Source organism: Brevibacillus sp. FSL K6-2834 (assembly GCF_038592925.1).
GTDB classification, from domain to species: Bacteria; Bacillota; Bacilli; order Brevibacillales; family Brevibacillaceae; genus Brevibacillus; species Brevibacillus borstelensis.
Window position 1 is genome coordinate 1675358 of sequence record NZ_CP151945.1, and the last position, 15355, is coordinate 1690712.

General features: G+C 53.2%; 15 protein-coding genes. 11 read left to right on the forward strand and 4 right to left on the reverse strand.

Annotated features, from left to right (window positions below; translation table 11 throughout):
- Positions 1-3: 3 nt before the first annotated feature.
- Entirely contained in the window at positions 4-423 is a 420-nt protein-coding gene (locus NST96_RS08305) for an NUDIX hydrolase (protein ID WP_003387875.1), read from the forward strand.
- Between the two features lie 168 nt (positions 424-591).
- Here the strand turns inward: NST96_RS08305 and NST96_RS08310 are convergent, their stop codons facing one another.
- Entirely contained in the window at positions 592-2574 is a 1983-nt protein-coding gene (locus NST96_RS08310; protein ID WP_039071109.1) for a methyl-accepting chemotaxis protein, read from the reverse strand.
- A 208-nt stretch (positions 2575-2782) separates the two neighbouring features.
- Complete coding sequence (locus NST96_RS08315) at positions 2783-3682, reverse strand: SDR family oxidoreductase (protein WP_003387873.1); 900 nt, start codon at positions 3680-3682, stop codon at positions 2783-2785.
- 143 nt (positions 3683-3825) lie between these two features.
- Here NST96_RS08315 and NST96_RS08320 point away from each other — a divergent pair, with 143 nt between their 5' ends.
- From NST96_RS08320 to NST96_RS08350, 7 genes are all read left to right on the forward strand, one after another.
- Positions 3826-4125: a zinc ribbon domain-containing protein gene (locus NST96_RS08320; RefSeq protein WP_003387872.1), complete on the forward strand. Its 300-nt coding sequence runs from the start codon at positions 3826-3828 to the stop codon at positions 4123-4125.
- A gap of 112 nt (positions 4126-4237) precedes the next feature.
- Complete coding sequence (locus NST96_RS08325) at positions 4238-4483, forward strand: hypothetical protein (RefSeq protein ID WP_003387871.1); 246 nt, start codon at positions 4238-4240, stop codon at positions 4481-4483.
- A complete protein-coding gene (locus NST96_RS08330) occupies positions 4480-4923 on the forward strand; it encodes a hypothetical protein (protein ID WP_342406013.1) in 444 nt (147 codons plus the stop codon). Before NST96_RS08325 ends, NST96_RS08330 begins: the two co-directional genes overlap by 4 nt.
- A 25-nt stretch (positions 4924-4948) precedes the next feature.
- Positions 4949-5086 (forward strand): hypothetical protein, encoded by a 138-nt coding sequence (locus NST96_RS08335; protein WP_311067673.1) that lies wholly within the window; start codon positions 4949-4951, stop codon positions 5084-5086.
- 259 nt (positions 5087-5345) lie between these two features.
- On the forward strand, positions 5346-7763 hold the full coding sequence (gene helD, locus NST96_RS08340) for an RNA polymerase recycling motor HelD (RefSeq protein WP_342406014.1): 2418 nt from the start codon (positions 5346-5348) through the stop codon (positions 7761-7763).
- Between the two features lie 41 nt (positions 7764-7804).
- On the forward strand, positions 7805-10363 hold the full coding sequence (gene hrpB / locus NST96_RS08345; protein WP_031932289.1) for an ATP-dependent helicase HrpB: 2559 nt from the start codon (positions 7805-7807) through the stop codon (positions 10361-10363).
- Positions 10364-10705: 342 nt separating this feature from the next.
- Positions 10706-10894 carry a hypothetical protein gene (locus NST96_RS08350; protein WP_024984421.1) on the forward strand — a complete coding sequence of 63 codons (189 nt, stop codon included), beginning with the start codon at positions 10706-10708 and terminating at the stop codon, positions 10892-10894.
- Between the two features lie 705 nt (positions 10895-11599).
- On the opposite strand, the gene NST96_RS08355 is transcribed toward NST96_RS08350, so the two are convergent.
- Positions 11600-11959, reverse strand: a complete 360-nt coding sequence (locus tag NST96_RS08355; RefSeq protein ID WP_003387865.1) for a hypothetical protein — start codon at positions 11957-11959, stop codon at positions 11600-11602.
- A 225-nt stretch (positions 11960-12184) separates the two neighbouring features.
- Between NST96_RS08355 and NST96_RS08360 the strand changes: the two genes are divergently transcribed.
- Genes NST96_RS08360 through mscL form a run of 3 tightly spaced genes read left to right on the forward strand, consistent with a single transcriptional unit; the run spans position 12185 to position 14358 of the window.
- Positions 12185-12922: a nucleoside hydrolase gene (locus NST96_RS08360; RefSeq protein ID WP_342406016.1), complete on the forward strand. Its 738-nt coding sequence runs from the start codon at positions 12185-12187 to the stop codon at positions 12920-12922.
- Complete coding sequence (locus NST96_RS08365; RefSeq protein WP_003387863.1) at positions 12919-13845, forward strand: nucleoside hydrolase; 927 nt, start codon at positions 12919-12921, stop codon at positions 13843-13845. Before NST96_RS08360 ends, NST96_RS08365 begins: the two co-directional genes overlap by 4 nt.
- 48 nt (positions 13846-13893) lie before the next feature.
- Positions 13894-14358: a large conductance mechanosensitive channel protein MscL gene (gene mscL, locus NST96_RS08370; RefSeq protein WP_003387862.1), complete on the forward strand. Its 465-nt coding sequence runs from the start codon at positions 13894-13896 to the stop codon at positions 14356-14358.
- 69 nt (positions 14359-14427) lie between these two features.
- Here mscL and NST96_RS08375 read toward each other — a convergent pair whose 3' ends face one another.
- Positions 14428-15210 (reverse strand): YheC/YheD family protein, encoded by a 783-nt coding sequence (locus NST96_RS08375; RefSeq protein WP_122958110.1) that lies wholly within the window; start codon positions 15208-15210, stop codon positions 14428-14430.
- Between the last annotated feature and the right edge of the window lie 145 nt (positions 15211-15355).

The window sequence follows — 15355 nt, forward strand, 5'->3', positions numbered from 1 at the left end:
TCATTGAAGAGAGTAGATGTCGCATATACGCTGTTATTTGACGAACAAAAAAATCAGGTGCTCTTGGTCTTCAATAAACGAGGAAGCTGGAGTCTGCCGGGAGGAGCAGTAGAGGCAGGGGAGACTTTGCGGGAAGCCGCCATCCGTGAAGCGCGGGAAGAGACCGGTTACGAGGTGAACGTGTCCAGAATCGTTGCCGTCAATGAAGCGTATATCGGAGATGAGCACGTCCACTTTATTACGTTTCGCGGCGAAATTCTTCAGCGCCCTGAGACGATTCCTTACGATTCTGAGATTTTGGAAGTCAAATGGGTGGATCTGGCTGAGGCGGATCGTTTGCTGCCTTACCATCCTGATGGTGTCTCCGCCCTGCTCCGTGGAGCAGGAGCTGACTATGTGATTCAAGGGGAACCGCAAGAGTAATCGAGCCAGGAACGATTGATTGTCGAAAAAGGTAAGCTTAACGCAATTGAATTGGCTCATCAGTCCGTGGATTTCGGCTAAGCCGTAAGCGTTTGAGAAAAAAGGGACATCCCCACCAGTGGAGATATCCCTTTCTTTTATTGGTATGCATGAGTTTGTTGTGTTTCGCTACAGCTTGAACCGACCGACGAGAGTCTGCAGACGGTCTGCCATCTGAGACAAGGACGTAGCGGAGGAGGCAATCTCCTCGATCGAAGCGAGCTGCTCTTCGGAAGCAGCCGAGGCTTCTTGCGTACGGGAAGCGGCTATTTCCGCCGAGCTGGTGATCGTTTTCATGGCAGACACCAATTGCTCGGCCGCGTCGGCTATTTGCTGCATGGCGCCGGTTACTTCCTGCATGCTTTGATCTACGGTCTGGACGGATTGTTCGATGTGGGCAAAGGAACGCCCCGCCTTGCTGACAGCGGCTAGCCCTTCTTCTACACCTGACGTTGTTTGGGCCATGGACTGCAGAGCTTGACTCGTCTCATCCATGACGGCGGCGATCAAGCGGGAGATTTGGGTGGCTGATTGGGCCGACTGCTCTGCCAGCTTCCGTACTTCATCTGCCACGACAGCAAAACCTCGTCCTTGTTCTCCTGCCCGCGCGGCTTCAATGGCGGCGTTGAGAGCCAGCAGGTTGGTCTGCTCGGCAATTCCGGTGATGACATCGAGAATGCTACCGATCTCCTGGGAGCGATCGCCGAGCCCTTGGATGACGTCTGCCAAATTGCGAACGGCAGAATGAATGTCATTCATCTTCTGCTCCGCATCCTGGATAACCGCTTCCCCGCTGCAAGCCTGCTCCGAAGCTTCTGCAGTAAGCGAAGAGACCCGCTCCGTGTTCTCTGAGACCAGATGAACGCGCTCTGACAAACGGGCAATGGTGGCGGACGCCTGTTCAACGCTTTGCGCCTGCTTGTCTACCCCGGATGCGACATCCTGCATGGTCAGGGAAATTTGCTCCGTCGCACCGCTCGTCTGACCGGCACTTGCCGTCAGTTGCTCCGCCGCCGCGGCTACTTGTTCGGAGCTGCTCGCTACCTCCTGCAAAAGCTCGCGCAGAGTATCCTGCATATGTTGGATCGTCTGTCCGAGCCGGCCGAATTCATCCCGAGTCTGAATGTGTACATTCTCCGTCAGGTCCCCCTGGCTGATTTTTTCGGCGACCTGCATCATCTTGTTCAAAGGAATCGTGATCGATCGGATAATCGCATAGACGAGGATGGCTCCCAGCGCGATCGAGAGGGCCATGACGAGCAGGGTACGGTACCAGATCGGCTGAACTGCTTGCTCGATCTCATGGGTATACATAATTCCTGCGATCTTCCAGCCTGTAAGAGAATTGGTTGCAAACAAGATGTCTGCAGCTTGTCCTTCGATAGTTGTACTGAAGAATCCTGTCGCTTGCTTTTGCAGCGCTGTGACCCAGGAATTGTCCGCTTCCGAACCGCTTTTTTCCGTCGGATGGACGATGTATTTCCCCGTTTGATCGATTAGAGTCGCATAGCCTTCATCTCCGATGCGAATCTCGGAGGTGAGCTTTTTCAAATTGTCGAGATCCAGATCAACGGCCACCACACCTGAGCCGTCCCGCAGACTTTGTGTAATCGTCACAACCATATCGCCCGTAGTAGCAGCGATGTAGGGAGCGGTGATCACCGCTTTTCCTTTTTGGGCCATTGCTTGCTGATACCAAGGTCTTGTGCGCGGATCGTAGCCGTCCGGCAGTTTTTTGCGGGGGGACTGAATCATGGAGCCGCTGTCCGTTCCCACATAGACGCTCACTAATTCAGGATGGAGGCTGTGGTACTGATCCAACCGGCTTCTGACCAGAGGACTGTCGTCTCCCGCAAAATCCTGCTTGTTGATGTTCGCAGAGAAATAATCCACATCACTTATTTTGGGGGAGATGGTATCGTGGATGAGGAGACTGAGCAGCTCCACGTCCTTTTGGGCACCGCGGAGAACCTCCTGCTCCATGTTTTGCTTGGCGCTTTGAAAGGAAAATCCGCCGATAGCCAGGCTTGGTATGATGAGAAGGAGGGCGAAGGATAGAATCAGCTTTGAGCGGACCGAAAATCCTCTGCGGTTTTTCATGGTGTCTGACATGCATGATTTCCCCTTTTGAGAACGAATTTTATATATAACAGATAAAAATCAACTAAATTAAAATAGCATAGCTTGGCAAACTTGGAAATGTATCGTGTCACTTTCTTTCTTTTCAGCTTATTCACTATCGTCAAACATAAAAACCTGCCCGTTTATCCTTCGATTCGGGCAGGTTCGAAAAAGCGGTGGGAGCAAAAGACTTTTTCTCTTACGATGAAGTGATCGTCCCTCCGTTTACGTGGAGGACTTGGCCGCTGACGTAGCTGGAATCGTCGGAAGCAAGATAGACGTAAGCCGGCGCCAGTTCAAACGGCTGGCCGGCCCGTTTCATCGGAGTGTCCAGGCCAAAGGACATGACTTGTTCTGCCGAAAAGCTGGAGGGAATCAGCGGTGTCCAGATCGGACCGGGGGCAACGGCGTTTACCCGGATGCCTTCACTGACCAATGACAACGAGAGGGAGCGGGTAAACGACACGATCGCACCTTTGGTCGAGGAGTAATCGATCAGCTCCTTTTGACCTTCATAGGCAGTGACCGAGGTCGTATTGATGATCGCACTTCCACGCTTCATGCAAGGCAGGGCTGCCTTCGTCATGTAAAAGAAAGAGAAAAGATTGGTGCGGAACGTGTTGTCCAATTGCTCGTCGGAGATGTCGAGAATGCTATTTTGCGGATACTGAACAGCGCAGTTATTGACAAGGATGTCAAGCCGACCGAATGTTTCGATGGTCTGGCCGATGACATCACGGGAAGTCCCCGGGTGACGCAGGTCTCCCGCGATGGACAGACAACGTCTGCCAAGCTCCTCGACACGCCGTTTTGTTTCGGCCGCATCCTCGTGCTCGTAAAGATAGGCAATGACAACATCCGCACCCTCTTTGGCAAAGGCGATGGCAACGGCCCGTCCGATACCGCTGTCTCCTCCGGTAATGACGGCTACCTTGTCCTGCAGTTTGCCTGATCCGATGTAGCCCGGGTTTTCGGCTATCGGCAAGGGAACCATCAAATACTCCAGACCAGGCTGACGCTCCTGGTGCTGAGGCGGAAATGCAATCGGCTTGGTCTCGCATTCGGTACGGAAGGAGTAATAGGGGTACATGGGAAACATGCGCATTCCTCCATTAGGCGTTTACCTTGACAATGTATTCCTGCCGGTGAGGGGTGTGCAGACGGAAATGTCTTTGGACAGAAGAAACGGTTTGCTTTTTGAAACGTCAATCACATAGAGGAAAGACGGGAGGAGAAAGTCCGATGCGGCAGCAATGTCACATTTGCAATGAATGGCTCGACCATAATCTTCAATGCAGTTGTACCCGGAAAACGGGGAATAGCCACTACAACAAGGACGACAGGCAATCCGGCTGCCCCAAATGCGGGGGTACATCCGCAACGGTCACGGAAATGTCCGCGACGGGAGGGACGCTGTCACGGGTGCTGAATATGCAGTACCAGCGCTTCGATGTGGTGAGCTGCAACGGCTGCGGCTACAGCGAGTTTTACCGCAAGGATGCGTCGCTTCCCCGGGATGTTCTCGACTTGTTTTTCGGCTAGGAACAGCAGGAGAACTCCGGTGGCGAATGGCGGCATTTTTTCAAACCTGTTAGACGAGGGGCGAAATGCGATTGACCTGATTCAAAATTAGCAGAATCGCGAGGAGATAAGGATGACGTTAGGCGGCTTCAAAAGCGGATTTCACGCGCAAAAGGTACCGCGCTCCGAGGCAAAATGGGAGCAGTTTTTAATCTGCAACCACGATTGTCCCGACATTATTCAGCTAGTTTCACATGTATCGGGAGAGGTTGAATTCGAGCTTTGCCTGATAGAAGCGGCACGGATGGGGAAGGTGCTGCTGGAGGCTGCGGGCGTTACTTGCGAAAATGCGAGCAGAACAGAGGAGAAGCACACATGAGGCTCATCCGAATGTCGCTCTGGATCGTTTTGGCAGGGTTTTTGGCAATCGTACTGTACCAATGGGTTTTCGGTTTCCAGAATCACATCGAGCTGACAATCCAAAACAAGAGTGGAGGCGTGGTGGAGGGAGCAGAGCTTCGCTTTTTTGACGGGGTGATCAGCGTTCCCAAGCTGGAGCCGGGGACATCCTTTCAAGCTGTCATCGACATCAGAGACAAGACTGGGGAGAGCAGCATTTCTTTTCACTATGCCGGCGAGAGTCAATTGCCTCCGAGCGGCGACAGCTCTACTCCTGCCGGGGAAGACAAAGGGATTACGCTGGCAGGGTACATAGAAGGCGGACAAAACAAGCTGTACAGGGGAAAGATCAAATTGAGTCTCCTCCCCGATCGGCAGTCGGAGGTATCTGTAAAAAAACCGCTTCTGTCCATTCTGTAAAGGACCAAAGCATGCAGGAGGGTTCATGATGTGGATGGAGTGGGATCAACTTTTCAATCCCAAAACGTTCGATATGAAAGAGGAGCACTACATGGTAACGGATGGCGGGGAAAATGGTCCGGGATCGCAATCATTTTTGGGACAAAAGAGCGAGACGTGTTGAAAATCATGTATGGATAAGCCCAGCTTGGGGGCAGCTTATATGGGCATAAAAAAACGGAGCCGCACGTTGCGTCTCCGTTTTGGTCGTTTCAAGTAAAAGTGGGAAATTGAAATCATAGCACTCCTGTGTTACAATGAGGAGTGATTGCACTTCGCGATCAGAACAACAAAATATTATCCCAATAATATCTTATCACATGGAATCCCTTTTGTCAAACCCATCTTGGCAAAGAAAAAAGGAGCAGGAAAGGGGAACGCGCATGAGCATGTCGGACCAGAGCAGACACGAAGATCAAGGAAGACTGGAAGATCAGGTCAAAGGGCAGGAGGATCGAAAAGAAGCAGAGGACCGACAGGAAGAACAGAAGCGGGTGGAGCAGGTTGTAGGCGTGATCTCCCGGCGCATTGAATCTCTTGAACAGCATGTAAGCGATGTAAAGGAAGATATTGTCCACATCCGCAAGAACTTTTGGGAGGATGTGACCGTCAACTTCGACGATGCTATCGAAGCAGTCGAGACGTATGCCAGCATCAAGCAGCAGGCTGAGGTTCTCTCCGAGCGGGATCGGCTGCACCGGCATGCGAGCAATCAGTTGAAAACGCTGGTTCGTTTGCAAAAATCTCCGTACTTTGGCCGCATTGATTTCCGCGAAGACGGGGAGAAGACTGCGGAACGGATTTACCTTGGGATCGGCTCGCTTCTCGATGAAAATGAAGGGGAGTTTCTCGTGTACGATTGGCGTGCCCCTGTTTCCAGCCTGTACTACGACTATTCCCCAGGCCCGGCGCAATACGAAACGCCAAGCGGTCTGATCAGCGGCACCATGGAGCTGAAGCGGCAATTTATCATCCGCGACGGCGTGCTTTGCTCGATGTTCGACACCGGCGTGACGATTGGCGACGAGCTGTTGCAGGAGGTGCTGGGCAAACAGGCCGACGGTCAGATGAAAAGCATCGTCGCCACCATCCAGAAGGAGCAGAACAAAATTATCCGCAACACAAGCAAACGGCTCCTGATCGTCCAGGGAGCAGCCGGAAGCGGGAAGACGTCTGCAGCGCTGCAGCGCGTCGCATATCTGCTCTACCGCTATCGGGGAACGCTCCGGTCCGAGCAGATCGTCCTGTTTTCCCCGAACCCGATGTTTAACAGCTACATTTCTACCGTTCTGCCCGAGCTGGGCGAGGAAAACATGCAGCAGACCACCTTTCAGGAATACGTGGAACACAGACTCGGCGATTGGTTCACGGTAGAAGATCCGTTCTCCCAGATGGAGTACATCTACACGGCAATGAACGAACCCGGATACAACGCCCGTGCGGAGGGAATCCGCTACAAGGCTGGCGGTGAATGGCTCCGGGTGATCGATGCATACGTCGAATCGCTCCGAAATGTAGGAATGTGCTTCCGGGACGTGAAATTCCGCGGGCGTACGCTGATTTCCGCGGACGCGATCAAAGAGCGATTTTACGAGATGGATTCTTCACTGCGCATCCCTAACCGGATGAGGCTGCTGGCGGAATGGCTCTTAGGTGAGCTGAAACGGCTCGGGAAAAAGGAAATAAACCGTGCCTGGGTGGATGAAGCCATTGAGCTATTGGATCGCGATGATTATCAGCGGGTGTACCAAGAGCTGAGAGGCAAGAAACAGTTTTCGGGAGAGACGTTCAACGATTTTGACCGGGAACGGGAGCTGCTCGCAGTGAAGGTCGTGCAGGAGCATTTTGCCCCGCTTCGCAGGGAAGTCAAGCAGCTGCGCTTTATCGATCTTGCGGCGCTGTACCGGCAGTTGGTTGAAGATCCGCAGCTCGTGCAATCTCTCACAGGCTCCCTGGAGCTTCCCGGGCACTGGCCGGAGATTTGCTCGCAGACTATGGCGTGCCTGGATGGCGGGAATCTGTTCTGGGAAGACGCCACTCCCTTTTTATATTTGAAGGAAAGGGTGGAAGGCTTTCAAACGAATACAGCAGTTCGGCATGTGTTCGTCGATGAAGCCCAGGACTACTCCCCGTTCCAGTTTGCCTTTATGAAACGGCTGTTTCCCCATGCCAAATTGACTGTGCTGGGTGATTTGAATCAGGCGATCTATGCCCATTCGACGAGCGGCCAGGATTTTGCCGGGCTTGCGACACTGTACGGCGAGGAACATACCGAGAAAATCATCCTGACCCGGAGCTATCGCTCTACGAGGCCCATCGTCCAGTTTACCAGTGCCATGCTTCGCGGCGACAATGCGATCGAACCGTTTAACCGCGACGGGAAAAAGCCGACACTGACGAGGGTGTCGGATCAGCAGGATTTGGCAGAAAAAGTCGCAGCCCGGATTGGCGAAATGACGGCAGCAGGTCATCGCACTATTGCCGTCATCTGCAAAACGGCTAAGGAGAGCCGGGAAGCGTATGAAGCGCTGCGCGAAAAGGTACCGGTTCGGCTGATTGACAAAGAAACCGTCTCTTTTGAAGAAGGCTTTCACATCATCCCGGCCTACCTCGCCAAAGGGGTAGAATTTGACGGCGTTATCATTTACAATGCTTCCCGGGCGCAATACGGCCGGGAAAGGGAGAGAAAGCTCTTTTACACGGCTTGCACCCGCGCCATGCACGAGCTGCATCTGTATTGTCTGGGTGAAAAGAGTCCGTTTTTGGCTGACGCTCCGGCAGATGCTTATGTTGAAGTGTAAAGAAGAGAGAAGGTTTGTTCGCAATCGGATGAGGTGATGAGATGAAGACACTGCCGATCGACTCGATCATGCCCAGCTTGCTGGAGACATTTCGCTCTCATGCCAGCGCGGTGCTGATCGCTTCACCCGGTGCAGGGAAAACCACGCGTGTGCCGCTGGCGTTTCTCGACGAGCCCTGGCTCGCCGGACGCCGGATTTTGATGCTGGAGCCTCGCCGGCTTGCCGCCCGCATGGCTGCCCGGTACATGGCAGCTTCCCGGGGAGAACGAGTGGGGGAGACAGTGGGGTATCGGGTCAGGATGGATAGCCGCGTAGGCCCGAAAACGCGGATCGAAGTCATTACCGAAGGGATACTGACACGCATGCTGCAGTCTGATCCGGCCTTGGAAGACGTGGGGATGGTCATTTTTGACGAGTATCATGAACGAAGTCTTCAGGCCGATCTGGGCCTAGCCCTTTGCCTTCAGTCCCGTGAGTTGCTGCGGGATGACCTGCGGATATTGGTCATGTCCGCAACGCTGGAGGCAGAGCCTGTGTCCGCCTTGCTGGACGGTGCTCCGATCCTGAGGAGCGAGGGGCGTTCTTTTCCTGTGGAAACCCATTATTTGGATACCCGCTGGGAAGGGCCGCTCGAACAAAAAGTGGTTCATACCATCCAGCATGCGCTAAAGCAGGAAGAAGGGGATATCCTGACGTTCCTGCCGGGAGCAGGAGAGATTCGCAGAGTGGAAGCCAGGCTGAAAGAGCTGGAGCTGGGCGGACAGGAGAACGCAGGCAAGCGTATTCGAATAGAACCGTTGTACGGAAATATGCCCTCGGCGGCACAGGATCGGGCGATTGCGCCGTGCCCGCCTGGTGAGCGGAAAATCGTGCTGGCTACGTCGATTGCGGAGACCAGTCTGACGGTGGAAGGTGTCAGGACGGTCATCGACAGCGGACTGATGCGAGTCCCGCGCTTTTCGCCGCGCACCGGACTGACCAAACTCGAGACCGTACGGGTGGCGAGGGCGTCGGCGGATCAGCGTCGGGGACGTGCGGGCAGGCTTGGACCGGGCACCTGTTACCGCTTGTGGACAAAGGAAGAGGAACGGCAATTGGAAGCGGCACGGACGCCGGAAATCAAGGAGGCGGATCTGACGGCGCTTGCGCTGGAATTGGCAGTCTGGGGCGTAGCCGATCCGTCTGAGCTCTCGTGGCTGGATATTCCTCCCGCTGCGGCATTCAGGCAGGCCCGCCAGCTTCTTGCCAGATTGGGGGCACTCGATGAGTCGGGGGCGGTGACCCCGCACGGCAAAAGAATGGCGGAAACGGGATTGCCTCCAAGACTGGCCCATATGATCCTCGTCGCAATCCCGCTTGGTCTGGGCGGGCTGGCTTGCGAGCTGGCCGCTTTGCTCGGCGAGCGGGATGTGCTTCGTGGCTTGCGGGCAGGCGAGGATGTCGATATCCGGACACGGGTTGAAGCGCTGCGTTTTGTTCAGGATGCAGGGTCAGATCAGGTGGAGGAATATGCGGGAATATCTCTCAATCGCTCGCTCTGCCGAAGCGTATGGGCCGAAGCGGAGCATTGGAAACATTCGTTTGGCATACAGCAGGAGGCTTCAGACACGGCAGCGTGCGGACTGCTGCTTGCGTATGCCTTTCCGGACCGGATCGCCCAGCGCAGGGAAAATGGCCGTTTTCTGCTGCAAAACGGGAGAGGTGCGGTTTTTACGAAAATACAGTCTCTCGCGAACGCCCCTTATCTGGTGGCAGCCGAATTGGATGACCAGGGAAGTGAAAGCACGATTTACTTGGCAGCGCCGATTGACGCGGAGCAGCTGGAAAAGTATTTTGCTGACCAGATGGAAAACGAGGCCCTCGTCTATTGGGAGGCAGGCCAGCAAAGCGTGAGGGCGCGAGTCCGCAAGCGCCTGGGAGCCATTGTGATTCAGGAAGCCCCTTTGCTAGAGACCGACCCGGAAGATATATTGTATGCGCTTCTCTCCGGTATCTCATCGGAAGGATTGGAGCTGTTGCCCTGGACGAAACAAGCCCGGCAGTTGCAGCAGCGTCTGCAATTCATGCACCGGCAGGAACAGGGGCAAAGTCAAGGGCAAGGAAAGTGGCCGGATGTATCGGACGAGGCGCTAAGGGAAACGCTTCCCGACTGGCTGGGCCCCCATTTGCACGGGATGAAAAAAGGTGCGGATCTGCAGCGCCTCTCCCTCGCAGATATCCTGCTTGGAATGATCTCGTGGGAGCAGAGAAGAGAGCTCGACAAAGAAGCGCCTACGCATATCGGCGTGCCCAGCGGCTCACGGATTCCGGTTGATTACAGCGACCCGGATGCGCCGGTCCTCTCTGTCCGGCTGCAGGAAATGTTCGGGTTGATGCAAACCCCTCGCATCTGCTACGGGCGTGTTCCGCTGACGCTGCACCTCCTGTCTCCGGCACATCGGCCGGTCCAGGTGACCAGAGACTTGGCAAGCTTTTGGCAGAATGCCTATTTTGATGTGAAAAAAGATTTAAAAGGGCGCTACCCCAAGCATTACTGGCCGGACGATCCCCTGGAAGCGATGCCGACGAGCAAGGTGCGGCCAAAACCGTCCGCGAAATGAACATTTGCCAGAGGCTGTTCTCCAAGCGTCAACAATTGCTTGGGGAACAGCCTCTTTTATGCGCTGTCTTTCACCCTCTGAAAGGGTATCCAGCAGCCGCCTGAGCGTTATGTAGTCCCGTCCGGCATCGCCAAGACGTTAAAGTACCGATTGAATCTTGGAATGCAGTCGGACAGTCCAACTCACCCGCAAGTGTCCCACCGAACCGCCTGCGTTTTTCTCCTTGTTCATCTTCTCCCCTAAAGCTCGAACCAAGGGTCATTTCAAATAAATCTTTCAGCCAATTTTTGGACATGCTATGTTCATGAGATGAGCACTATCAAGATGAGGTGTTTGACAGGAATGGCAAAAAATATTTCCTTCCATGCGACCTGGAGCGAGGCGTACCGGATGGCCCAATCGCTGCGAAACAGCAAGCTGCGGTATTCGGTCAGACAGACTCCCGGAAAAAGCAATCTGGCTTTCTTCTTTCCCGAGGTGAGTATCAGCCAGTACGTCTACCTCTGCATTTTATTTGGCACTCACCGGTAAGCAAACAAGCATTCAAAAGAGAGGGCTGTCCAGCGTTAACAAGGACTTTATGACGCATGGCACCCTCTATTTTCATCGTACAGACATTAAGCGGAGCATGGCAAAAGCCAGATGCGATGGAAGTTCCCTGCCTGGCAGAAATGCCGGCGACTCACGGAGAGAATGCCGAGAGCCTTTCTTAGCTTAAAAAATATGGTGAATGGCGAATTTTGTTTGCAGCACCGCTATAAAAATAGCATCTCAAGCAGGTAATGGATTACAAATGATTAAGAAAATCAGAGGAAGCGGATTTGGTTCAGCATGCGTGAATACTGTGATTCTGCAAGGTGAATGGCTCCTTTGTTTGCTGAACTTTTTTCCTAACACTTCGCACATTTGCCATTTTCTATCGTAAATTCAAAAGACGACACTTTTCGATATTCAAATTACATAGTACAATCTGTATAAGCGAACTTGGGGAGTTCGTAACTTTGCAGCAGCGGCTCGAAACTGTGCAGGAGAGCCGCTCTATTTTTTTACGCTTTCACTGGATGATCTAGGTGATATTTCCTATAAATTCGCATAGCATAATCAGGAATAAAGAACTATAATGAAGCTATGTTATTCACGTGAATAATTCAGTACTACCCTCAATTGCCTGGCGAAAGCCAGGATTTTTTCGTTTATACAAGGTTGAGATAAAAAAATCTCCCACTGTCTCGGATGCTACTCCGGTAACGGGGAGGCTGTGTCGATTGGAGGCAGCGCGGGAAAAAAGCGTCCGGCGATCAATGCCTCAATCAATTCGTCGGTAGAGAGAGAAATCGTCAGGCCGGGGTCAGGAATATCTACGCGGAACAAGCCTGTCTCATGTATAAAATGGAGCGAGCCAGTCGGCGAAATCGAATAGAGCAAAAGATTCTGGCTGGATTTTCTGGATATTTTGACAAATTCTCTCAAAATTGAATAGAGTTCGCCCCAGACCGGCAGGTAGGGCTTCTTTTTATGCCGGAGCAATATTTCGACAAGCTGCTGCTGCAAGCAAACGAGCAATTCTTGTTGTGGGCTGGCTATTTTCAGGGACATGTAGAGGGCAAACTCCTTTTTTTGAAACTATGGATTAGTGTAAAAGATTGATTGTCAAGTTGCAAGCGTGGAAGAGCAGTCGGCCTGCGAGCGCTTCGATTCCGTGCATGCCTCGCGCTTCTTCGGCTTAGTGCATACTTCTGGCAGCAATGAGTGATGGCATTCAATTGACGGTTTTTTCAGATTCGATTAGGATTAGGAGCGAGTAGAAATCGAGGTGAAAGCATGCACACAAAGAAAAAGATGCTGCTGGTGACGGGAGAGGGAACAGACCATATTCCGGCGCTGCGGCTCGCTTTAGGTTCACCTGACATAGAGCTGACGGGCATCGTCTTTGGCGGGCCCAGTCAAACAGAGGCGATGAATCAGACAAGACAAGTGCTGGAGTCGGCAGGACAGAGCGGCCTGTTGCTGGCGCAAGCGGACCAAGGGGCGGAGCTGATTGTCCGGCAGGCAGACCTGCATAGAGGAGAGCTGATCCTGGTCACACTCGGTCCCCTGACAGAATTGGCCAAGGCCCTCCAAATGGACAAGGAACTGGCGAAAAAGTTTGCGGCCGTTATTGTAAAGGGAGGCGCAATCCGCGTACCGGGAAATGTCACCCCGATTGCCGAAGCGAACATGCATGCCGATCCGGAGGCTGCCGCGCTCGTCCTGGCTTCCAAGCTGCCGCTCCTCCTCGTTCCGCTCGATGCGACCTATGCGCTACATATGCGGATGGATGGGGGAAACAGTCTGGATGCGTGTGCGGCAATGATGGCAGCGATCCATCCGGAAATAGCAGAGAAGCAGACACTGAAGATTTCCGTCGACTGCCAGAGCACGCTTTCCCGTGGCGCCCTGATAGCAGATCTCCGGGCGATTCCGCGTGTCGGGATTGACACGGAGGTGTGCCTCGATATTCAGACGGAGCCAGTCGTCAAACGTGCTATGGAAGTCATGGGGACGGGGGACAAGCAATGAAAAAAATAATACTTGATGTAGATACAGGAATCGACGACGCTCTCGCCATTTCCTACGCCGTTCATTCACCGGCGCTGGAGGTTTTGGGAATCACCACGACCTTTGGAAACATTACGGTGGAGGAAGCGACGCGAAATACCGTGCAAATCCTGGAGCTTTTGGGATACAGCCAGATACCGGTCTATGCGGGAGCCAAGCGGCCGCTGTTCCGCGAGCTGAAGGAAAAAGCCAAGCTGTTTCACGGAGAAAACGGCTTGGGCAACATCGAGCTTCCGCCGCCGCAAACGCCTGTACAGAAGCAAGAGGCATCGGCATTCATGATCGAACAGGCGAGGAGACACCCTGGCAAGCTGACGATCGTTACCGTGGGCAGCATGACAAACCTCGCCAAGGCGATCAGGGACGAGCCGGAAATGACTGCGCTGGTGGAGCGGGTCGTCGTGATGGGCGGAGCCGTGACAGTGCCGGGTAATCGGACGCCGGTGGCGGAGGCAAATATTTGTGCGGACCCGGAGGCGGCAGAGCTGGTCTTTCAGTCCGGCATTCCGGTGACGATGGTCGGCCTCGATGTGACGATGCAGACGCTTTTGACCAGGGAGCATCTGGCCTTGTGGCGCGAAAAGGGGACGGATGTTTCCCGCTTGTTTGCCGACATGTGCGAATTTTACATGAATGCCTACGCGCAGGTAGGGAATGTCCGGGGATGCGGGCTTCACGACCCGCTGGCTGTCGGGGTCGTCATTGATCCGACCTTTGTGACTGCCGTTCCGATGCATGTCTCAGTGGATACATCCGGCGGACTGTCGGATGCGCGAACCATTGGCGACAGGCGGAAGCATCCGGCTGCCGCCGCCAATGTCGACGTTTGCCTGGAAGTTGACCATGAGCGGTTCGTCGAACACTTTTTGCAAAATGTTTTCTGATAGAAGATAAGTACACTGCGTGTGAATGCACATGGAAAGGTGAGGCCGATGCTGAAAGAGTTTAAAGAGTTTGCTTTAAAGGGGAACGTCGTTGATCTGGCAGTCGGGGTTGTGATCGGAGCTGCTTTTGGCAAGATCGTAACATCCTTGGTTAACGACATCATCATGCCGGCAGTAGGTTTGCTGCTTGGCAAAGTGGATTTTTCCAACTTGTTCATCAGTTTGGACAGCAGAGACTTTGCGACTCTGAAAGAAGCCAAAGATGCGGGGGTTGCCACGATCAATTACGGCTTGTTTCTCAATACCGTCATCGACTTTCTGATTATCGCGTTCTCCATCTTTATTGTCGTGAAGCAGGTGAATCGTTTCCGCAAAAAGAACGAACCGGAAAAACCGCCTGTGACTACGAAAGAATGCCCGTTCTGCATCTCTTCCATTCCGATCAAGGCGACCCGGTGCCCGCAGTGCACATCGCCTTTGACCGAAATCGAGGCAAAAGCGGCGCAAGGATAACGGTAGAAAAACGATGAGAAAGCAAGACGGGCCAATAGCGCTATCGTCATTGCCGAGCTGGTCTCTCTTTTATCGAGAGGCCGGCTTTCTTTTTTTCAGGCGTGCACGTCTGGCCAAATACTGAGAGCGCAAACGCTTGATCAAACGGTAATACGTCTTGTCAGGCAGCTTCGCAAACAGGCCGCGAGAAGGAAAATCGAAATTCACTTCGATAATGGAGAGCCCGCCTTTTTTGTCTACTGCCCAATCAATCCCTATTTGAGACGAATGCTTGTATTTGTTAAAGTGGGAGCATACATGGTGACTCAATCGGATAAGCTCGCGTGTGACAGTGTTCACCTGCTCGCTTTTTACCGCCTGGGATTGTCGCAGTGCTTTGGGCACCGTGGTGACATAGCCGCCGCCCCGGGCGACATTGGTAATGACACTGTCAGGGCCGGCGACCTTTGCCAGCATGCCGGCGTATTGCCACTTCCCTGCCCCATTGCGCAGCATCATTACCCGGATGTCAAACGGCCGTCCATTTACCTCGGCCAGCGGAATCCCCTTTTGAATAATGTGCTTTCTATTGCCCACGCTCTGATTGACGATTGGTTTCAGTTCCCCCAGTGTCGAGGCGGTGACGGTCTGTCCGCGCTCCTTGACCCATGCATATCCGCTGTCGGTTTTCCATACCTTCATAATGCCTTTTCCCATATGTGTTGAACTCGGTTTGATGTAGACCGTATCGTACTTCTGAAGAAAGGAATCAAGCAGCGCCGGTTGGTACAAAGCCGTAGCAGGCAGATAGCCTCGAATGACCGGATGCCTGTCAAAAAATTTGTGCAGGCTCCACTTTGAAGAAGGAATCAAGCGTATGCCCTCCATTCATAGACAGTTCTCTTGATAGGATATACAGCAAGACCGGAAACTCCACTCTTTTTCTTGAAATATTATTTACTCTATTTCAATTGACCGTGGTAATTTTATTTCATATAATGAAAGCGATAACAGGATT